General features: G+C 59.5%; 15 protein-coding genes. 5 read left to right on the forward strand and 10 right to left on the reverse strand.

The features are described from left to right. The first annotated feature begins 66 nt into the window (after positions 1–66). A complete protein-coding gene (locus tag HU806_RS02530) occupies positions 67–1419 on the forward strand; it encodes a leucine-rich repeat-containing protein kinase family protein (protein WP_186609750.1) in 1353 nt (450 codons plus the stop codon). A 3-nt stretch (positions 1420–1422) separates the two neighbouring features. Here the strand turns inward: HU806_RS02530 and HU806_RS02535 are convergent, their stop codons facing one another. Then, positions 1423–2127 carry a YebC/PmpR family DNA-binding transcriptional regulator gene (locus HU806_RS02535; RefSeq protein ID WP_030140051.1) on the reverse strand — a complete coding sequence of 235 codons (705 nt, stop codon included), beginning with the start codon at positions 2125–2127 and terminating at the stop codon, positions 1423–1425. A gap of 231 nt (positions 2128–2358) precedes the next feature. Here HU806_RS02535 and tssI point away from each other — a divergent pair, with 231 nt between their 5' ends. Beyond that, positions 2359–3765: a type VI secretion system Vgr family protein gene (gene tssI / locus HU806_RS02540; protein ID WP_186609751.1), complete on the forward strand. Its 1407-nt coding sequence runs from the start codon at positions 2359–2361 to the stop codon at positions 3763–3765. A 7-nt stretch (positions 3766–3772) separates the two neighbouring features. Here tssI and HU806_RS02545 read toward each other — a convergent pair whose 3' ends face one another. Beyond that, on the reverse strand, positions 3773–4681 hold the full coding sequence (locus HU806_RS02545) for a 1-aminocyclopropane-1-carboxylate deaminase/D-cysteine desulfhydrase (RefSeq protein ID WP_186609752.1): 909 nt from the start codon (positions 4679–4681) through the stop codon (positions 3773–3775). A gap of 97 nt (positions 4682–4778) precedes the next feature. Beyond that, the gene (locus tag HU806_RS02550; RefSeq protein WP_186609753.1) at positions 4779–6818 is read right to left on the reverse strand and encodes an NADPH-dependent 2,4-dienoyl-CoA reductase; all 2040 of its coding nucleotides are present in this window, start codon (positions 6816–6818) and stop codon (positions 4779–4781) included. A 240-nt stretch (positions 6819–7058) separates the two neighbouring features. Here HU806_RS02550 and HU806_RS02555 point away from each other — a divergent pair, with 240 nt between their 5' ends. The 3 genes from HU806_RS02555 (at position 7059) to HU806_RS02565 (ending at position 10618) form a co-directional block, all read left to right on the forward strand. Beyond that, positions 7059–8276 carry a DUF3422 domain-containing protein gene (locus HU806_RS02555; protein WP_186609754.1) on the forward strand — a complete coding sequence of 406 codons (1218 nt, stop codon included), beginning with the start codon at positions 7059–7061 and terminating at the stop codon, positions 8274–8276. Positions 8277–8447: 171 nt separating this feature from the next. Further along, on the forward strand, positions 8448–9578 hold the full coding sequence (locus HU806_RS02560) for a carbon-nitrogen hydrolase family protein (RefSeq protein ID WP_186609755.1): 1131 nt from the start codon (positions 8448–8450) through the stop codon (positions 9576–9578). Between the two features lie 2 nt (positions 9579–9580). Beyond that, positions 9581–10618: an AraC family transcriptional regulator gene (locus tag HU806_RS02565; RefSeq protein WP_186609756.1), complete on the forward strand. Its 1038-nt coding sequence runs from the start codon at positions 9581–9583 to the stop codon at positions 10616–10618. Positions 10619–10916: 298 nt separating this feature from the next. Here HU806_RS02565 and HU806_RS02570 read toward each other — a convergent pair whose 3' ends face one another. The 7 genes from HU806_RS02570 to tig form a co-directional block, all read right to left on the reverse strand. Beyond that, complete coding sequence (locus HU806_RS02570) at positions 10917–11801, reverse strand: DUF2242 domain-containing protein (protein WP_186609757.1); 885 nt, start codon at positions 11799–11801, stop codon at positions 10917–10919. Positions 11802–12022: 221 nt separating this feature from the next. Further along, positions 12023–13894, reverse strand: coding sequence for a SurA N-terminal domain-containing protein (locus HU806_RS02575; RefSeq protein ID WP_186609758.1), 1872 nt, complete (start codon positions 13892–13894; stop codon positions 12023–12025). 224 nt (positions 13895–14118) lie between these two features. Further along, entirely contained in the window at positions 14119–14391 is a 273-nt protein-coding gene (locus HU806_RS02580; RefSeq protein ID WP_008077714.1) for an HU family DNA-binding protein, read from the reverse strand. A gap of 149 nt (positions 14392–14540) precedes the next feature. Next, complete coding sequence (gene lon, locus HU806_RS02585; RefSeq protein WP_186609759.1) at positions 14541–16937, reverse strand: endopeptidase La; 2397 nt, start codon at positions 16935–16937, stop codon at positions 14541–14543. A 161-nt stretch (positions 16938–17098) separates the two neighbouring features. Then, entirely contained in the window at positions 17099–18382 is a 1284-nt protein-coding gene (clpX, locus tag HU806_RS02590; protein ID WP_003183176.1) for an ATP-dependent Clp protease ATP-binding subunit ClpX, read from the reverse strand. Positions 18383–18494: 112 nt separating this feature from the next. Continuing rightward, positions 18495–19130, reverse strand: a complete 636-nt coding sequence (gene clpP, locus HU806_RS02595; protein WP_186609760.1) for an ATP-dependent Clp endopeptidase proteolytic subunit ClpP — start codon at positions 19128–19130, stop codon at positions 18495–18497. A gap of 92 nt (positions 19131–19222) precedes the next feature. Beyond that, positions 19223–20533, reverse strand: coding sequence for a trigger factor (tig, locus tag HU806_RS02600; RefSeq protein WP_186609761.1), 1311 nt, complete (start codon positions 20531–20533; stop codon positions 19223–19225). Between the last annotated feature and the right edge of the window lie 200 nt (positions 20534–20733).

The following is a 20733-nucleotide window of genomic DNA, read 5'->3' on the forward strand; positions in this document are numbered from 1 at the left end:
TCGCCACGGGTCCGGTGCCGAGTCCGATACTTGCGTTCCCCTCACGGCCCTTATGCGACCCCATCCATGCACACCCTCACCCAACTGCGCAGCGGCCAACTGTCGGGCATCACCCGGCTGAAGCTGTCGTGCGACATGACGCAGTTCCCCCGAGAAATCTTCAACCTCGCGGACTCGCTCGAAATCCTCGACCTGAGCGGCAACCAACTCGATACGCTGCCAGACGACCTGCATCGACTCACGCGCCTGCGCATCCTGTTCTGTTCGGACAACCGCTTCACCGAATTGCCCGAATGCCTCGGGCGCTGTAGCGCATTGACGATGATCGGCTTCAAGGCCAACCGCATCGAACGCGTGCGCGGCGCCGCCTTGCCGCCCCTGCTGCGCTGGCTGATCTTGACCGACAACCGCATCAGCCGACTGCCGGATGAGCTGGGCCAGCGTCCACACTTGCAAAAGTTGATGCTGGCGGGCAATCGCCTTCGCCAATTGCCCGAGAGCCTGGCCCAGTGTCATCGCCTCGAACTGCTGCGCATCGCCGCCAATCAACTGGGCGAACTGCCGTCGTGGCTGCTGCAGATGCCCAGCCTCAGTTGGCTGGCCTATGCCGGCAATCCATTGGAAGCCCAAGCCGAGGCCGCCGCACTTCACGGCGCCACGCCTGTCGATTGGGCGCAACTGAGCTTGCAAGCTTCATTGGGCGAAGGGGCTTCAGGGGTGATTCATCAAGCGTTGTGGCAACCGCCCGGCCAGGTCGCGCGAAACGTCGCCGTCAAGTTGTACAAGGGTCAGATGACCAGCGACGGCTCCCCGTTGCATGAAATGCATGCCTGCATCACAGCCGGTCAACATCCGAACCTGATCGGGGTGCTGGGCCAGATCGACGGCCATCCCGAGCAACAGGCCGGGCTGGTGATGACGCTGATCGGCCCCGATTACTACAACCTGGCCGGACTACCGAGCCTGGCGTCCTGTACCCGCGACGTGTATGACGATGAGCTGCGCCTGCACGCGGATGTGGCTTTGCGCATCGCCCGGGGCATTGCTTCGGCGGCGGCTCACCTGCATCGCCAGGGCATTACCCACGGTGATCTGTACGGGCACAATATCCTTTGCAATGATCAGGGCGACTGCCTGCTCGGAGACCTCGGCGCGGCGTCTTTCCATGCCACCACCGACAACGTACAGACCCGCGCACTGCAGCGCATCGAGGTGCGGGCCTTCGGGATTTTGCTGGGGGAGTTGCTGGCGCGGATCGAACCGGCGCTCGGCGCTGAAGAGCTGGCGACGTTGCAGGATCTGCAGGCGCGCTGTTGTCAGCCGGAAGTACTGGCACGGCCGGGGTTCGATGAGATTGAAGGTTTACTGCGCGGACGTGGCGAGGGAGCTAACTCCCCCACCAGAGGAAATCGCGGGTAGTGCTTAGCCGGCCAAGCCGACAAACATATCCTGCACATCGTCATGGTTATCGAGGCCTTCAAGGAAGGCTTCGACTTCGGCCATCTGCTCGTCGGTCAGGCCGCTGACCGGGTTCTTCGGCTGATAGCCCAGTTTGGCCGACAATACCGTGAAGCCCTGCTCCGGCAATGCCTTTTGCACAGCATCGAGGTCGGCAGGTTCAGTGATGAACAACGTTGCGCCATCTTCGCCCGGCTCGAAATCCTGGGCACCGGCCTCGATGGCGGCCATTTCCGGATCGGCGTCGGGGCTGTCCGGGGCGGCCTCGATCATGCCGACGTGATTGAAGTCCCAGGCGACCGAACCCGACGCGCCGAGCTGTCCCTTACGGAACGCAACGCGAATCTCCGCGACGGTACGGTTGATGTTGTCGGTCACGCACTCGACGATCAGCGGCACCTGATGGGGCGCGAACCCCTCGTAGGTAACGCGATGGTACTGCACGGTTTCGCCGAGCTGGCCAGAGCCTTTCTTGATCGCACGCTCCAGGGTCTCGCGGGGCATCGAGGCTTTTTTCGCCTGTTCGACCACCAATCGCAGGTGCGCATTGGTCGCGACATCAGCGCCGTTGCGCGCGGCAATGGTGATCTCCTTCACCAATTTGCCGAAGATCTTGCCCTTGGCGTTGGCAGCCGCTTCTTTGTGTTTAACCTTCCACTGTGCGCCCATTACTCACTCTCTTGTCTGACGCGCCGAGACATCTGCCGGCCGGCGCTGTGGCGCAAGTTTATACGGCCTATACCGGCTGATCGACCAAAAAATCGCTCCCCTCGCAGCCAGTCTTGAATCGACATTTTCCCGTTGTGCTGTAGGGCGTTTCTGAAACAGCGATTCGGGGACAGCGTTGCACGCTGGGGTTTCGTACCCTTTGCACCTCTCTCTCAGCAAGTATGGGCTGCAATGCGCAACGATACGGAATACCCCTTCAGCCTGACAATCATCGAAAGCGATATGCGCCTGCAAGTCCTCAGGCTCAACGGCCGGGAGGCTTTGAATCGGCCGTACCGCTTCGACCTCGACCTGATTGGCCTGGTGCCGCCGATCAGTCCTGAAGCGTTGCTCGGACAAGTGGCCTTCCTGCGCCTGGGTGAAGCCTCAGGGGTCCACGGGATTGTGCACAGCGTCAGCCTGGCCGCTGACACTGCACACCAGGTCGACTACCGCTTGACGCTGGTTCCCTACCTCCAGCAACTGGACCAGGGCCCGCGGCGACGGGTTTTCCATCGGCTCAGCGTCGTACAGATTCTGCAGCGTCTGCTAGAGGAAAATGCGGTGCCTTCCCACAGCTATCGTTTTGAGCTGCCGCACGGGCGTTACCCGAGTCGTCCATTCTGTATTCAATATGAGGAAAGCGACCTGACGCTATTACAGCGGTTGTGCGAGGAAGAAGGCATCCATTATCACTTCGAACACAACGCCCGAGGACATGTCGCGGTATTTGCCGAGGACGCCATAAGCTTCCCGGCGCAGGCGGTTGAGCTGGTCATGCGCCCGGATGCGGACCGGCGCTCGACTCTCAGGCAGCTATACCAACGGCATCGCTCGATAACCGCAGGCCCTTCCGCCGGATCCCGGGACCGAGCACCTGCCGAATCCGTCCCGCACACTGCCCTCGCATCAGGCGCGGGCGGCGAGGGAATACGTGAAGATCCGGCGCAGCTTCATCGTTTTCAGACCGGTGGCCGTAGCCTTGAGCGGTTGCGCTATCGACACGGTGAGATACACGGCCATTCCATCGAACCGGCGCTGCGCAGCGGTCATATCGCACAGATTTGCAACCATCCGATATCGGCCTTCAATGACCAATGGTTGATTGTCGAGGTCCAGCATCGCGGACGACAGTTTTCCATTCTTGAAACGAACCTGCCGGCCACACCGCCCGAACGGAACTACCGCAACCGGTTTTCCGCGATACCCTGGTCCGCTGTGTTCCGACCACCCCTGAAGCACCCGAGGCCGCGCATACCCGGTTATCACGTCGCCTACGTGCTCGGCCCGGCCGGCCAGCCGGCCGGGTCCGATGAGCATGGCCAGGTCGACGTGTGTCTCTGGAGTCCGGCCGAAGAAGCAATCGCATTGCCCGTGTCGTGGCAGGCGCCAGAGGAGCGTGCCCGGTTGATCGCCGGCAGTGAAGTATTGGTCAGTTTTCTCGAGGGCGATCCCGACCGGCCAGTACTGTGCCCGGCAATGTCCAGTTCGGGACTGAGCAGCGACGGCACATCCCCGGCGCCCCCGTCGGAGCCAGGCGGCAAAGATGTGGGCCTGCTGTTCGACTGGCTCATGAACCCGCCGGACGCCTCGCCTTGACGACCGGTCACGCAAGTCCCCGGCGGCCTTGCAAGCCGCCGGTATGAACGAAGATCAAGCGGGTGCCGGATGCAAACATCCCGGCCTCGACCCGAGCCTTGAGCAACATCAACGCCTTGCCGGTGTACAACGGCTCCAACTCGATAACACGGGTGGTTTCGATGAAGGCGATAAGGTCTGCATCCACCCGGGCGAAACCGCCCCGGCTGCCATCGAGCAGTTCATACAGCGGATTGGCAAGTCCCGCTGCCTCGACGATTTTTTCAACCTGCGGCTTCACCCCATGATCTTCGGGCACCGCCAGGACACCATAGACGGGACGCTTGCCGGCTTCAGCCAGCACCAGCCCCGCCAGCGACGTTCCGGTGCCGCAGGGCAACCACCAACCGTGGTAATCGTCCCAACCCAACCCTTGCAACTGAGCGCTGACGCTGGTCACCCACGTCATGCAGCCTTCGGCGCCAGGCAATCCAGAGCCCCCTTCGGGTATTGGCCATAACCTCGGATATTGCGCCTGCCAGGGCGCCCAGAAATCCGGATCATGCCGTCTTCGGTATCCTTCGTATCCCAACCAATGCAGCGTCATGCCGAACGCTTTCAGGTCGAGCACCGTTGGCGTGTCCTGGGGATGGCCGCGCAGCAGTCCAACGGTCGCAAAACCGAAGCGCTCACCCGCCGCGGCCAGTGCATGCAAGTGATTGGAATAAGCACCGCCCAGGCTCATGACGCCTTCGGCACTGGCCTCTTGGGCATCGCGCAAATGATGAAGCAGCTTGAACCACTTGTTGCCGCTGACCAGCGAATCGATCTGGTCCAGGCGCAACACCGCCACCTCGATATTGGCACGGTCGAGCCAGTCCAGGTGAAGGGGTTTGAGGCGCGGTTCAGGTTGCCAATCAAGGGCGGGGAGAAACATCGCAGCAGGCCGAGGGGGAACAGGCCAGCATCTTAGCAGCTCGATTCAAACACCTGCGGGAGCGAAGCTGTTCGCTACCGCAGGAACCGCCCGAGCGCTACAGCTGCGCCGCCAACCGCGAACCCTGGTTGATCGCACGCTTGGCGTCCAGCTCCGCCGCCACGTCGGCACCGCCGATGAGATGGACAGTCTGCCCAGCTGCTTCCAGGCCTTCCTGCAATTCGCGCAGCGGATCCTGGCCGGCGCAGATCACGATGTTGTCCACCGCCAGCACTTGCGGCTCACCCGTTTCGCCGATGCGGATATGCAAGCCCTCGTCGTCAATCTTCAGGTACTCGACGCTGTTAAGCATTTGCACTTGCTTGTTTTTCAAGCCCGTGCGGTGAATCCAGCCGGTGGTCTTGCCCAAGCCGTCGCCGACCTTGGAGGTCTTGCGCTGCAGCAGGAATACCTGGCGCGCCGGTGCATGGGGTTCGGGCTTGATCCCAGCGACACCGCCACGAGCTTCGAGCTGGGTATCGATCCCCCACTCCTTCCAGAAAGCTTCACGGTCCTGGCTGGTGGCGACGCCCTGGTGAACGAGAAACTCCGACACGTCAAAACCGATCCCGCCGGCCCCGATCACTGCGACGCTGCGGCCAACCGGCTTGCGCTCCAGGATCACGTCCAGGTAGCTCAACACCTTGGCATGCTCCACACCCGCAATAGCCGGTGTACGCGGCGCGATACCGGTGGCCAGGATGATCTCGTCGAAACCGCCGGCCAACAGTTGCGCTACATCGACGCGGGTATCGAGGCACAGCTCAACATGGGTGGTCTGCAACTTGCGCTTGAAGTAGCGCAGGGTTTCAAAGAACTCTTCCTTGCCCGGCACGCGCTTGGCGACGTTGAACTGACCACCGATTTCGCTGGCCGAGTCGAACAGCGTCACTTGGTGCCCACGCTCGGCCGCCACGGTGGCCGCCGACAACCCGGCGGGACCAGCGCCGACCACGGCGATTTTCTTCACCTGGGTCACCGGCAGGTAGTTGAGTTCGGTTTCATGGCACGCCCGCGGATTCACCAGGCAGCTGGTGAGCTTGCCGCCGAACGTATGGTCCAGGCAGGCCTGGTTGCAACCGATGCAGGTGTTGATTTCATCGCTGCGACCGGCAGCGGCCTTGTTGACGAACTCCGGATCGGCGAGGAAGGGTCGCGCCATGGACACCATGTCGGCGTCGCCTTCGGCCAGGATCCGCTCGGCGATTTCGGGCGTATTGATACGGTTGGTGGTGATCAATGGAATGCCCACTGAGCCACGCAGCTTGGCCGTGACCTTACTGAACGCCGCCCGCGGCACCTTGGTGGCGATGGTCGGGATACGCGCTTCATGCCAACCGATACCGGTGTTGATGATCGTCGCACCGGCCGCTTCGATCGCCTTGGCCAACTGGACAATTTCGTCCCAGGTGCTGCCCCCTTCCACCAGATCGAGCATCGACAGGCGGAAGATAATGATGAAGTTCGGGCCCACCGCCTCGCGCACCCGGCGGACAATCTCCACCGGCAGGCGCATGCGGTTCTCGTAGCTGCCGCCCCAACGGTCGGTTCGATGGTTGGTGTGAGCGGCCAGGAATTGATTAATGAAATAGCCTTCCGAGCCCATGATCTCGACACCGTCGTATTCGGCCTTCTGGGCCAGGACCGAGCAGGTGACGAAATCGCCAATTTGCTTTTCGATGCCCTCTTCGTCCAGTTCCTTGGGCTTGAACGGATTGATCGGTGCCTGGATCGCGCTCGGAGCCACCTGCTTGGGGCTGTAGGCATAGCGACCCGCATGGAGAATCTGCATGCAGATCTTGCCACCCGCCTCGTGCACGGCCCGGGTGACAATCTGATGCTTGAGGGCCTCTTCCTCAGTGGTCAGCTTCGCCGCGCCGGAATAGACGCCACCCTCATCGTTAGGCCCAATCCCACCGGTGACCATCAGGCCCACCCCACCCCGGGCCCGCTCGGCAAAATAGGCCGCCATGCGCTCGAAACCACCGGGCTTCTCTTCGAGGCCAGTGTGCATCGACCCCATCAGTGTACGGTTGCGCAGCGTGGTAAAGCCCAGGTCCAGCGGGGCCAGCAAATTCGGATAAGGAGCGGCGGTCATCGGTAACTCCACTACGGGCGATCACGGAAAAATGCGGAAGCTCTGCGGCCTCCGTCTGTCATGGCCCACAGCGTAAGAGCCGTCGTGCGGACGCTCAATGACCGTAAGTGACAAGTTAATGATCCAGATGCGCAAGAGACCGATCTACCGTGGGTGACTCCCGACGGAGCGGGCCAGTCCTATCAATGCTGGCTCAGGTGCTCAACCCTAAAACAACCCTAATAACATGGTCGCCCTCGCATGCATCCCCAACGAAAAATGCTGCACAACGAATTGCACGCCCGCCCGTCGTTGTATTTTGACGAGCCGGCCCACGTCTTCCACCTGGCGTTTCTGGGCGACAACAGCCAGTGCAACTCTTTGCTCGAGCGACTTTGCCCTGATACCGTCGCCGCGCAAGGCGCGCAAGGCATCACGCGCCTGGACGGACACCCGCTCAAGTGGGAGCGCCACGCCGAATTTTTCACCCTGACCCTGGTCGTTCCCGCCAGCAGCAACGAGCTGCAATGGACCACGCTGCCCGAAAGCCTTGCCCGGGGTATCGAAGATCACGCCCAGCAGCTCATCAATGCCGTTCAGGTAGTGGTGCGCGCAGAAGCCGGTCTCGACCTGCCCAGCTACGGCTTCAAGGACCCTTGCGGCTCGTGTGTGGGCGGCGGCGATGCGGTGGTCTGGAGCGATTTTCGCCTGACCGAGGACGGCACCAATCGCCTGCTGTTCATCAATCGACGGCTCAACGCCTATCGCCAGGGGCGCATGATCCGCCGCCTGCTGGAAATCGAGACCTATCGCATGATGGCGTCCTTGTCGCTCGATATCGCCAAGGCGTTGGACCCGCAACTGAACGAATTCGATCGCACCCTGGTAAGCCTTTCCGAGCGCAACGCCAATGCCAGTGGCGTGCATGCCAAGGCTCTGCTGGAGGACATCGCCCTGCTGTCGCGCCAAGTCGTCGGCAGCACGGTCAGGAATCGCCACCGATTCAGCGCGACCCGAGCCTACGCACAACTGGTGTTCGAGCGCCTGGGGGAGTTGCGCGAAAGTCACCTGGGGGATTGCCAGCGGCTGGGTGTGTTCATCGAACGACGCTTCAAACCCACCGTGCGTTATTGCGCAGCCACCGAACAGCGCCTCGAACAACTGGCCATGAGCGTCGCCAACCTGGGCGACCTGCTGCAAGCCCGCGTGCAAGTCGAGATGGAAGACCAGAACGCCGAGATCCTGCGCAGCCTCAACGCCCGCGCCGATGCCCAGATCAAGATCCAGCGCGCGGTGGAAGGCCTGTCGATCATTGCCATCACCTACTACCTGATCAACCTGTTCAAGTTGATCTATAGCGGATTGAACACCTTGGGCGCCAGCCTCTCGCCCCGTGAAGCGCTGCTGGGCATGACGCCACCGGTGCTGTTGATTCTGCTGTTGATTCTGATCCGGATCAGGAAGGCCAAAAATCACTAGCGTGCCCTGCCAGCGCAGAGGGCGTCCGAGGTTTCCCGGACACCCTTGCGTCTATTTGCGTCGCTTACAAATCAGTGCCCGCCCTTCGCTAATCCCTTGTTTTACCGTACCCTGCCCCGTAGCTCCTGACGAAAAATCACGAACCTGTACACGGCCGCTGACTGTTCCCCCATGCGCAAATTTCTGTACCTGCTGTTTTCACTGGCCTTGATTGCCGCCCTGGTCACCTACGCACTGTGGACGACCGATCGTCCGGCGGGTCATTACCTGTCTGACCTTCGGATAAACCTGGCGATCGACCAGGGCACGCCGGCGGATCGAGGCAATCTGCTGGGCATCCAGCCTGAACTGTTTCCCACCGACTACCAAAGCCCGGAACGCCTGCATCGCAAGTTGGCGGCCTATCTGCAGACGGCTCGTGACCAAGGGTTTCTCAACGACAAGACCATCGTGGTCCTGCCAGAGCACATCGGTACCTGGCTAATGGTCAGCGGTGAGAAAGACGAGGTGTACCAAGCCACCACGTTCAAGCAAGCCATGCATTGGCTGGCCGTCAGCAATCCGCTGGCTTTCATCCGGGCATTGGCCGGCGCCAAAGGTGATAGCCGCCTGGATGACGCCTACCTGCGCATGAAAGCAGCCACCATGGCTCATGATTACCAGACGCTGTTCGGCGGGCTGGCCAAGGAGTTCGGCGTGACCCTGGTGGCCGGCTCCATCGTGCTGCCCGAACCCAGCGTCAGCGAAGGCGAACTGAAGATTGGTCGCGGCGCGCTGTACAACAGCAGCCTGGTGTTCGGTCGCGATGGCCGACCGATCGGCCAACCGCAGCGCCAACGACATCCGGTGTTTGACCAGCAGGAGGTGCTTGAGGCCGAGCACTCGGACGCGAGCCGAGTGATCGAGACCCCCGCGGGTCGCCTGGGCATACTGATCGGCAGTGACAGTTGGTACCCGCTTCATTATCGGCAGCTCAACGAACAGGGCGCGCAATTGATCGCCGTGCCCGCTTTTGTCATGGGTCGCGACACGTGGGACAAGCCATGGAGCGGCTATAAAGGCCTGTCCACTCCGGACGAAGTGAGCCTCAAGCCCGGCGAATTGACTGAAGGCCAAGCCTGGCTTCGCCTGACATTGACCAGCCAGTTGCCTATCAGCCAGGCGCGGGGCGGCGTCAGCGTGTTCTTGCGCGGGCAATTCTGGGACAACGGCAGCGCCGGACAGAGCTTCATCAACCACAACGGCGAGCAATTCTCCGATGGCCAATCCCGTGGCGCCCGCCTGCTGAACCTCTGGCTGTGAACATGAAGCCGCAACCGATGCGCCTGGGAGACCTGTCCGTAGGCTTCGTCCACAGCCTTGCTGATGCAGTGGCCAGCCACGGACAGGATCCCCAGCCATTGCTCGAACAATACGGCCTCGATGCGGCACGCCTGGCCGAGCCCGGGGCTCGCCTGTCGATTCCGCGCTACATGCGCCTGGGCCACGCTGCGATCCAATTGACCGAAGATCCCGCCCTGGGATTGCGCATGGGTCAGCTCAGCCGCTTGAGCCAAGCCGGGCTCGCTGGCGTCACCGCGGCCCAGGCGCCGAATGTACGCGAAGCCGCTCGCTGCATGATCCGTTTCGAGGCGCTGTACGGCTCCAACTATCGTGGGCAGTCGAGTTTCCATGAGGACACCCGAGGCGCGTGGCTGCGGTTCTATTCCATCAGCCCGTATAACGCCTACAACCGCTTCGTCGTCGATTCCATCATCGCTGGCTGGCTCCAGCAATTATCCAGCGTGAGCAATGTCGCGCTGCGCGCCGAACGCATCGATATCGAGTTCCAGGAACCTGCCTATGCGCAAGCCTATCGGGTCTTGGGCGATTGCCACATCCAGTTCGGCGCCGAACAGAATCAACTGCGCCTTGGCCTGGAAAGCCTCGCCCAGCGCAATCCACAACATTGCCCAAGCACCTGGCGGCACCTGATCCAATTATGCGAACGGGAGCTGGAGCAACTGACCCGCACCCGCACCCTGCGCGAACGCATCATCCAGTTGCTGGGGCCGCTACTCAGCGGCGGACGGGAACCGGGGCTTGAAGAAGTGGCGACACGCCTGAAGCTGCCGACCTGGACGTTGCGTCGCAAACTGGCTGAAGAAGGTACGCGATTCAGGGCGATCCTCAACGACACCCGCCGAGACCTCGCCATGACGTACATTCGCGACACGGAACTGGCATTCGGCGAAATCGCCTATTTGCTCGGATTCGCCTCGGCCGAAGCGTTTCAACGCGCCTTCAAGCGCTGGAACAACCAGACGCCGGGAGAGTTTCGCCGCAGTCGCAAGAGAGCGTGAGCTGCCCGGCGTGCCGTACGGTCTGCAGTTAACTTGCGCGCCTACAGCTCGGTGGCATCTTCGGCGGGCTCCAATGGGTCCAGCTCATACGCCTGATATTCCAGCAGCTCTTCCTGATAATCGTCCATTACGAATCCTTCCCATAAATGTTGAAACCGAGGGCTTAATGGCCTCGAATCAGCATAAAGCTGCTTTATGAACAAAACATGAAGCCGTGGCTTCATGAATTAAACGTAGCACAGCGTTGGGAAATTAATGAATGAAGTGTGGCAAGGGATTACAACCCTGCCACCACAACTCAGGACGCCGGAAGTGGCTGGATTGGCTCGGAGGGAGGCGGCAAGGAACTGGCCGGTGGCGGAGTGACGGTTTCCGTCGATGAAGGCGCGTAGGAGTCCGGCTCGCCAGGGGCGATCGGCGCAGGCTCGACTGGCGGCGCGACCGGCTCCGACACGGCAGGAGCCGGTTCCATAGGCGCCGGCGCAACTTCTTGGACCGGAGCCAAAGGTACTGGCGCAAGCGCTGGTTGAGGGGCCTGTAGCGCAGCCGGCTCAGGAGCGGGCATCGCCGCGGCCGGTTCGGCCTTCGATTCCGGAACGCCCAGCTCGGTCTTGGGTTTTTCGAGGTTCTCGGTGGACTTCTTCGTTTCCTTCGCTTCCGGAGGCAGGAACGCCTCCACCAGCGTAAAGAAACGCTCATAGAACTTGTCCGCCGACACCGTTTCGCTGGCGACCTTGACCATCGAATCGTCCGAGGAGCCAATCGGCATCGACACCGATCCCAGGACACCCACGCCCAAGCTGGCGGAGTTGTTGGTTTTCTTCAGTGCGTAGCGGTCCTGCAAGGCGTTGGCGAACAGGGTCGCCCGATGCCCTGGACCGCCGTCTTCGGCGCAGACCAGGTTGAAGCTGATCTCCATATGGGTATCGCCGGTTTGCTGGAAGCTCTTGTGGCCGCTGACCAGTTTAGGGTCGCTGCTGGTGATGATGTAGCCCTGGCTGAGCAGCGCACGACGCCCTGCTTCACAGGTCGCCACATCAGTCACTGAATAAGTACGCGAAAACGTGCCCGAATCATCGAAGTTTTCATGCTCGTAGATGGCGGCTTTCTTGGAGGAACAACCGGCGGCAACCGCCAGCAGCAAGGCCAGCCCAACGGTGCGCATGTGAAATGATCTGAACATTGAACATCCTGAGGAAAACAATCCGGGGCGTATTGTGCAACAGAACGCTGCCGGGCAGCGTGGGTATCTCGCCCAAAGGGATGACAAGTCTACGGGGGGTTGGCTGCGGGAAAAAGACTCAATCTCGATGAATCGATGAACATCCCTGTCGTGGCAATACACGGATACAAAAAGACCCCGACCTTTCGGCCGGGGTCTGGTGGGCAACGCATCAAGAACCGTTAGAAACGCTTGATGTCCGCCTGGTTTTCCAACTGCTTGCGATAGGCCGCGAAGTCTTGCTGGCCGACGCGTGAAGCGAGGTAGCGGCGATATTCGGCCTTTTCTTCCTCGGTCGGTGCCGCAGCTTCGTTCACACCGTTCAAGCGCAGGACCGTCAGGCTGCCGTCAGGCAGGGTCACGCTGGCGAACGTCGGCTTGTCCTTAGCCTCGGGCTTGGGCATGCGGAACAGCGCCTGCAGCACGGCCGGGTCGATACCGTCCTGGCTACGGGTTGCCGCTTCGAAGATCTTCCAGCTCTGGCCGTTGATCGGTTTGTCCAGCGCTGTCTTGCCATCGCGCAGGCTGGCAATCAGCTCATCGGCCTGGGTCTTGGAAGCCGAGCTGGCATGTTCCTTGGTCAACTGGGCGCGAATAGGCCCGGCGACTTTGTCCAGCGGCAGCTGCTCAGGCTTGCGGTGCTCCTTGGCACGCAGCACCACGACGGTTTCCGGATCCAGCTCGATGGCGGTACTGTTGGCACCCTCCTCCAGCACTTCCGGGCTGAACGCAGCGGTGACCACGGCACGGTTAGCCGCAATTCCTTCACCGCCTTCACGACCGAACGGCGCCGACGTGTGAACGGTCAGCTTCAAGTCCTGGGCCGGCTGCGCCAGGTCGGAAGCCTCGAACGAGGCATCTTCCAGCTGTTTGGTCGCCTCGACAAAGCGCTGCTCCACTTGCTGGGTCTTCAGGTCGCGAGTCAGCTTGTCCTTCAGGCTCGCAAAGCTCGGGACCTCAGGTGCTTCGACTCCCAGCAGCTTGATCAGATGCAGGCCGAAATCGGTGCGTACCGGTGCCGATACCTGATCCTTGTTCAAGGCATACAGCGCCTTTTCGAACTCCGGATCGTAAACGCCCGGACCGGCAAAGCCCAGGTCACCGCCGTTGTTGGCCGAGCCCGGATCCTGGGAAAATTCCTTCGCCAAGGCTTCAAACGACTCGCCCTTGGCCAGCCGAGCCTGGATTTCATCGATCTTCGCCTTGGCCTGGGCCTCGGTGACCTTGTCGTTCACTTCGATCAGGATGTGCGCAGCCCGACGCTGTTCGGACAGGTTGGCGATTTCTTTCTGATACGCCGCTTGCAGCTCCTCGTCCTTGACGGTGACTTGGTCGAAGAAAGAGGCTTTTTTCAGCTCTACGTAATCGATGACCACCTGATCAGGCGTCATGAACTCCTTGGCATGCTGGTCATAGTAGGCCTTGACCTCATCATCGGTCACCTTCACAGCCGATGGGTCCGCCTTGATGGATAGAGTTGCAAAGTCGCGAGTCTGCTTCTCCAGCCGGGCAAATGCCAACACCTGGGCGTCAGTGACAAAGCCACTGCCAGCCAGACCGGCGCGCAGTTGGCCGATCAGCATTTCCTGCGTCAGCATCTGACGGAACTGCAAACGGCCGTAACCCAACTGACGGATGACCTGGTCGAAACGCTCAGGGCTGAATTTGCCGTCGACCTGGAACTCAGGCGTCTGCAGGATCACTTGGTCCAGCGCGGCTTCGGAGAAAGCGAATTTAGCGTCATGTGCGCCTTGCAACAGCAGCTTGCGATCGATCAGGCCCTTGAGGGCCGAGTCGCGCAGCATTTTCTCGTCCAGCAAGGAAGCGTCGAAATCCTTGCCCAACTGTTGCATGAGCTGACGGCGTTGCATATCTACCGCTTGGATCAGCTCGTTCTGGCTGATTTCTTCGCCATTGACCTTAGCCGCGTCATTGCTGCTGGTGGTCGCCTGGAAAATGGCTTCGAAACCGGTCAACGCCATTAATGCGACGATGATCCCGATGATGGTCTTGGCAATCCAGCCTTGTGAATTGTCCCTGATATTCTGCAGCATGCGTCCCCCAGAAACGGTTGAACTTCAAATTTAGGCAACCGTGGAGCGTGGGTAGAATCCGGATAGAAGAAAGGCGCATCCGAGGATGCGCCTTCTCGTAACTGGCGGAGCGGACCGGGCTCGAACCCGCGAGCCCTGGCGTGACAGCCCGGTTGTTACCGGACGCATTACCGCTCCGCTGCCAAGCCAGGCATGACCCCGACCCGGATAAACTCAGTGAAACCTTAGTTAACGGCTTCTTTCAGTGCTTTACCAGCTTTGAAGCCTGGCTTTTTGGCAGCAGCGATCTGCAGCGTCTTGCCGGTCTGCGGGTTGCGACCAACACGAGCTGGACGATCGGTAACGGAGAACGTACCGAAACCAACCAGAACAACAGAGTCGCCAGCCTTGAGAGCGCCAGTGACGGATTCGATTACAGCGTCCAGCGCACGGCCAGCAGCAGCTTTCGGGATATCAGCGGATGCAGCGATAGCATCAATCAGTTCCGACTTGTTCACTCTAAGTCCCCTTATATCTATTTTGAGATGATTCTAAGTTTTTTTGGTGAAAGCAAAAACGAGTGCTGAATGGCCTGCAGACACTTAAGAGCCGCTTTATAACAAGGGCTCTAAAAAACTGTCAAGGAAGCCCCCCAGGCAAATGCGTATTAATGCGTGCTAATTCTTTCCTTAGAGTCAGACTCTCGCTTTTCTTCCTTCGCGACAATCTCCGGAGCCACATCCGGCAAGGGCTCCGGCGCGTATTGCAGCGCAATTTGCAGGACCTCGTCAATCCATTTAACCGGTTTGATCTGAAGATCCTGCTTGATGTTGTCAGGAATTTCCTTCAGATCACGGACATTCTCTTCCGGAATGATCACGATCTTGATCCCGCCACGGTGAGCCGCCAGCAGTTTTTCCTTCAGACCGCCGATCGCCAACACCTGTCCGCGCAGGGTGATTTCGCCCGTCATGGCAACATCCGCGCGCACCGGAATACCGGTCAACGCAGAAACCAGGGCGGTGCACATACCCACGCCAGCACTCGGTCCGTCCTTGGGTGTCGCCCCCTCCGGCATATGGATGTGGGTATCGCGTTTCTCGTGGAAATCCAAGGGGATGCCCAGGCTACGCGCTCGGCTGCGGACAACCGTCAACGCCGCGGTGATCGACTCCACCATCACATCACCGAGGGAACCGGTCTTGATCAACTGCCCTTTGCCCGGTACCACAGCGGCTTCGATGGTGAGCAATTCACCACCGACTTGCGTCCACGCCAGGCCTGTTACCTGACCGATCTGATCCTGCTGCTCGGCCAGGCCGTAGCGGAATTTACGCACGCCAAGGAAGTGCTCGAGCAAGTCCGCCGTCACCTTGACCGCGAAGCGTTTTTCCAGCGCATGTTCCTTCACCGCCTTGCGGCAGACCTTGGCGATTTGTCGCTCCAGGCCACGCACACCGGCTTCGCGGGTGTAGTAACGAATGATGTCGCGAATCGCTTCCTCGTCGAACTCCAGCTCGCCTTTCTTCAAGCCGTTGGCCTGGATCTGCTTGGGCGAAAGGTATTTGACGGCAATGTTGATCTTCTCGTCTTCGGTATAGCCAGGAAGACGAATCACCTCCATCCGGTCCAGCAGCGCTGGCGGAATATTCATGGAGTTGGAGGTGCAGAGGAACATCACATCCGACAAGTCGTAGTCGACTTCCAGATAGTGGTCGTTGAAATTGTGATTCTGCTCGGGATCGAGAACTTCCAGCAACGCAGATGCGGGATCGCCGCGCATATCGCTGCCCATCTTGTCGATTTCATCCAAAAGGAACAACGGGTTGCGCACGCCAACCTTTGTCATCTTTTGAATCAATCTTCCCGGCATAGACCCGATGTAGGTACGGCGATGACCACGAATTTCGGCTTCGTCGCGCACGCCACCGAGGGCCATGCGAACGAATTTACGGTTGGTTGCGTGGGCAATCGATTCCGCCAGGGAAGTTTTACCAACCCCCGGAGGACCGACCAGGCACAGAACCGGACCACGGATTTTCTTCACGCGTTTCTGCACGGCGAGGTATTCAAGGATGCGTTCCTTGACCTCTTCCAGACCGTAATGGTCGGCATCCAGGATGTCTTCGGCACGCGCCAGATCAAGGCGCACCTTGCTCTGGGCTTTCCACGGCACCTGGACCAGCCAGTCGATGTAGGAGCGCACCACGGTGGCCTCGGCTGACATCGGCGACATTTGCTTGAGTTTGTTCAGTTCGGCCTGGGCCTTGGCCAGGGCGTCCTTGGGCAGGCCAGCGGCATCGATGCGCTTTTTCAGCTCTTCGATCTCGTTGTGACCTTCATCGCCATCGCCGAGCTCTTTCTGAATGGCCTTCATCTGCTCGTTCAGGTAGTACTCGCGCTGGCTGCGCTCCATCTGCTTCTTGACGCGACCGCGAATGCGCTTCTCGACCTGTAGCAGGTCGATCTCACCGTCGAGTAACGCCAGTACGTGCTCGACGCGCGCCGACAGATCGATGATTTCGAGGATTTCCTGTTTCTGCTCGATCTTGAGGGCCATGTGGGCAGCCATCGTATCGACCAGGCGTCCGGGTTCATCGATGCTGTTAAGCGACGACAGCACCTCGGCAGGCACCTTCTTGCCCAACTGCACGTACTGTTCGAACTGCGACAGCAGGCTGCGGACAAACACCTCGGATTCACGCTCCGGCGCATCGACTTCATCGATCAACGAGACTTCGGCACGGCAATGACCGTCCACTTCGCTGAAACGCTCGACCGAACCACGCTGCTCGCCCTCGACCAGCACCTTGACAGTGCCGTCAGGCAGCTTGAGCAGTTGCAGGACCGTTGCAATCGTACCTACGCGATAAAGTGCCTCTTCGCCGGGATCGTCGTCAGCAGGGTTTTTCTGAGCAATCAGAAGAATCTGCTTATCACCCGTCATCGCGGCCTCAAGGGCTTCGATGGACTTCTCGCGCCCCACGAACAGCGGGATAACCATGTGCGGATACACCACGACATCGCGCAATGGCAGGAGAGGCAATTCGATGGTTGTCTTCATGATTTCGCCTCTACGGCGGCCATAAGGCCGTAAACAGATGGAAGTAAGCTTGAAACCAAGATGGGGGCAGCCTTTAAAAAAAACAAGCGCTAAGACACGTCTAAAACGCGCTAATAGCAAAGGGGCCCGAAGGCCCCTTCTTTATTTCGGCACCTGGACGCTCAGGCGTCCGGTGCAGCCTTGGCAGCCGGCTCACTGTTTTCGTAGATATACAGCGGCTTGGACTTGCCTTCTATGACGCTTTCGTCGATCACGACTTTACTCACCTCGGACTGCGAGGGGATTTCGTACATCGTGTCGAGCAGTACGCCTTCCAGAATCGAGCGCAACCCACGGGCACCGGTCTTACGCTCCAGGGCTCGCTTGGCGACGGATTTCAGCGCGTCGGAACGGAACTCCAGGTCTACACCTTCCATTTCGAACAGCTTGGCATATTGTTTGGTCAGGGCGTTTTTCGGCTCGGTCAGAATCTGCATCAATGCTGCTTCATCCAACTCATCCAGAGTCGCCAGGACCGGCAGACGACCGACGAACTCCGGGATCAGACCGAACTTGACCAAATCGTCAGGCTCGACTTCACGCAGGGATTCACCCACCTTCTTGCCCTCTTCCTTGCTGCGCACTTCGGCGTTGAAACCAATGCCGCCGCGCGTAGAACGGTTCTGGATGACTTTTTCGAGGCCAGAGAACGCTCCACCGCAGATGAACAGGATGTTACGGGTATCGACCTGCAGGAATTCCTGCTGCGGATGCTTGCGACCACCTTGGGGTGGAACGGAAGCGACCGTGCCTTCGATCAACTTGAGCAAGGCCTGCTGCACGCCCTCGCCGGAAACATCCCGGGTGATGGACGGGTTATCGGACTTGCGGGAAATCTTGTCGATTTCATCGATGTAGACAATGCCCATCTGCGCCTTTTCCACATCGTAGTCGCATTTCTGCAACAGCTTCTGAATGATGTTCTCGACGTCCTCACCCACGTAACCCGCCTCGGTGAGGGTGGTTGCGTCGGCAATGGTGAACGGAACGTTCAGCAAGCGCGCCAGGGTTTCGGCAAGCAGGGTCTTACCCGAACCTGTCGGGCCGATCAGCAGGATGTTGCTCTTGCCGAGTTCGACGTCGTCGTTCTTTTTGTCACGCTGGTTCAGGCGCTTGTAGTGGTTGTACACCGCTACGGCCAGTACCTTTTTCGCGCGTTCCTGACCGATTACATACTGGTCGAGGATGCCGCTGATTTCTTTAGGCGAAGGCAACTTATGCGCGCTGCTTTCGGCCTGGGCTTCCTGCACCTCCTCGCGGATGATGTCATTGCACAGGTCGACGCACTCGTCGCAAATGAAGACCGAGGGGCCGGCAATCAATTTGCGTACTTCATGCTGGCTTTTGCCACAGAAGGAGCAATAAAGCAGTTTGCCGTTGTCCTCGCCGTTGCGGGTGTCAGTCATTCGATCGATCCAAATCCGATAGGCTTGCAACACAAGATGAAGGCAATTGCGGGCTTTTTCAAGCCCGCAGGTGATCGGACTTGCCGATCAACCTCATTTTGAGCTGCTTATTTTAAGCGGGGCGCTGGCTGATCACTTCATCGATCAGACCATATTCGCGTGCGGCTTCAGCGCTCATGAAATTGTCGCGATTGGTATCGCGCTCGATTTCCTCAAGCGTGCGCCCGCTGTGCTTGGCCATCAAGGTGTTGAGGCGCTCGCGGATGAAGAGGATTTCCTTGGCATGGATTTCGATATCCGATGCCTGGCCCTGGAAACCGCCCAACGGCTGGTGAATCATCACGCGGGAGTTCGGCAGGCAATAACGCTTGCCATGAGCGCCGGCGGTCAGCAAAAACGCGCCCATGCTGCACGCCTGACCGATACAGGTCGTCGAAACGTTAGGCTTGATGAACTGCATGGTGTCGTAGATCGACATGCCCGCCGTCACCGAACCGCCTGGAGAGTTGATATAGAGATGGATGTCTTTGTCCGGGTTTTCGGCTTCAAGGAACAACAGCTGCGCGCAGATCAGGTTGGCCATGTAATCCTCTACCGGCCCCACCAAAAAGATCACTCGTTCCTTGAGCAGACGCGAATAGATGTCATAGGCACGTTCGCCACGGGCGGACTGCTCGATAACCATCGGGACCAGGCCGCCAGCGGCTTGGATGTCAGAGCTCTGCTGATAAAAAGAATTGCGGGACATGTCTCGCAGTCACTCCCAAATAGTTATGTCTTGAATACGCATAAGCCAGCGCGAAGGCTGGCTTATGGTGTGTGTTTCTTACTGCAGAACCATCAATCGGCTTGTGGAGCTTCCACCGGCTTGACCGCTTCTTCGTAAGAGACCGCTTTGTCGGTCACGCTAGCTTTCTGCAGAACAGTATCCACAACTTGTTCTTCCAGCACAACCGAACGGACTTCGTTCAGCTGCTGCTCGTTCTTGTAGTACCAGGACACCACCTGCTCAGGCTCTTGATAGGCCGAAGCCATTTCCTGGATCAGCTCGCGAACGCGCGTTTCGTCAGGCTTGAGTTCGAACTGCTTGACCACTTCGGCGACGATCAGGCCCAGCACGACGCGGCGCTTGGCTTGCTCTTCGAACAGCTCGGCCGGCAGCTGGTCAGGCTTGATGTTGCCACCGAACTGCTGAACGGCCTGTACGCGCAGACGGTTCACTTCGTTGTCCAGCAGAGCCTTTGGCACTTCGATCGGGTTGGAGGCCAGCAGACCATCCATGACCTGGTTCTTGATCTTCGACTTGATGGCCTGACGCAGTTCACGCTCCATGTTCTTGCGAACTTCGGCACGGAAACCTTCCAGACCGGTTTCCTTGATACCGAACTGGGCGAAGAACTCTTCGTTCAGCTCAGGCAGCTTCGGCTCGGAAACACTGTTGACGGTCACGGTGAACTCGGCGGCTTTGCCGGCCAGGTCCAGGTTCTGGTAGTCCTCGGGGAAGGTCAGGTTCAGCACCCGCTCTTCACCGGCCTTGGCGCCAACCAGGCCATCTTCGAAACCAGGGATCATGCGACCGGAGCCCAGCACCAGCTGGGTAGCCTTGGCGGAACCGCCGGCGAACACTTCACCGTCGACCTTGCCGACGAAATCGATGTTCAACTGGTCTTCGTTCTGGGCGGCACGATCGGTCGCCTCGAAACGGGTGTTCTGCTTGCGCAGGATGTCGAGCATCTTGTCCAGGTCAGCGTCCGAAACGTCAGCGCTCAGGCGCTCGACAGCAATGGACTCAAAACCGGCGACAGTGAACTCAGGGAACACTTCGAACGTGGCAACGAACTCGAGGTCCTTGCCTTTTTCCAGCACTTTAGGCTCGACGGAAGGAGCGCCAGCCGGGTTCAGCTTCTGCTCGACGACCGCTTCATAGAACGAAGACTGGATCACGTCGCCCACGGCTTCCTGGCGTGCATCAGCTTCGTAGCGCTGGCGGATTACGCTCATTGGCACTTTGCCTGGGCGGAAACCTGGGATTTTGGCCTTTTGGGCAGTCTGCTGCAGACGCTTGTTGACCTGAGTCTCGATGCGCTCAGCCGGCACGGTGATGCTCATGCGGCGCTCAAGAGCAGAAGTATTTTCAACAGAAACTTGCATGGATATTCCTCGTTGCACAGACGTTGGCCGGGCGTTTCCGACCCCAGAATCAAGGGCATGCATTCTAGTAGGTCAAACTCAAGAAGTCACCCTACTGAAAACGCGCAGGAAACAGGCGCCGAATTTAGAAGCGGGACAATGCGTCATGCCCCGCCCGGTTTGCAAATACAGTCGGTCATTGCCAGGGCTCTGGGCGGCAC

This window comes from Pseudomonas sp. SWRI154, from assembly GCF_014268645.1.
Taxonomy (GTDB): Bacteria; Pseudomonadota; Gammaproteobacteria; order Pseudomonadales; family Pseudomonadaceae; genus Aquipseudomonas; species Aquipseudomonas marvdashtae.

Coding starts and splice junctions, on each gene's coding strand:
- HU806_RS02530 (WP_186609750.1), top strand. CDS start 67: ATGCACACCCTCACCCAACTGCGCAGCGGCCAACTGTCGGGCATCACC.
- HU806_RS02535 (WP_030140051.1), bottom strand. CDS start 2,127: ATGGGCGCACAGTGGAAGGTTAAACACAAAGAAGCGGCTGCCAACGCC.
- tssI (WP_186609751.1), top strand. CDS start 2,359: ATGCGCAACGATACGGAATACCCCTTCAGCCTGACAATCATCGAAAGC.
- HU806_RS02545 (WP_186609752.1), bottom strand. CDS start 4,681: ATGTTTCTCCCCGCCCTTGATTGGCAACCTGAACCGCGCCTCAAACCC.
- HU806_RS02550 (WP_186609753.1), bottom strand. CDS start 6,818: ATGACCGCCGCTCCTTATCCGAATTTGCTGGCCCCGCTGGACCTGGGC.
- HU806_RS02555 (WP_186609754.1), top strand. CDS start 7,059: ATGCATCCCCAACGAAAAATGCTGCACAACGAATTGCACGCCCGCCCG.
- HU806_RS02560 (WP_186609755.1), top strand. CDS start 8,448: ATGCGCAAATTTCTGTACCTGCTGTTTTCACTGGCCTTGATTGCCGCC.
- HU806_RS02565 (WP_186609756.1), top strand. CDS start 9,581: ATGAAGCCGCAACCGATGCGCCTGGGAGACCTGTCCGTAGGCTTCGTC.
- HU806_RS02570 (WP_186609757.1), bottom strand. CDS start 11,801: ATGTTCAGATCATTTCACATGCGCACCGTTGGGCTGGCCTTGCTGCTG.
- HU806_RS02575 (WP_186609758.1), bottom strand. CDS start 13,894: ATGCTGCAGAATATCAGGGACAATTCACAAGGCTGGATTGCCAAGACC.
- lon (WP_186609759.1), bottom strand. CDS start 16,937: ATGAAGACAACCATCGAATTGCCTCTCCTGCCATTGCGCGATGTCGTG.
- clpX (WP_003183176.1), bottom strand. CDS start 18,382: ATGACTGACACCCGCAACGGCGAGGACAACGGCAAACTGCTTTATTGC.
- clpP (WP_186609760.1), bottom strand. CDS start 19,130: ATGTCCCGCAATTCTTTTTATCAGCAGAGCTCTGACATCCAAGCCGCT.
- tig (WP_186609761.1), bottom strand. CDS start 20,533: ATGCAAGTTTCTGTTGAAAATACTTCTGCTCTTGAGCGCCGCATGAGC.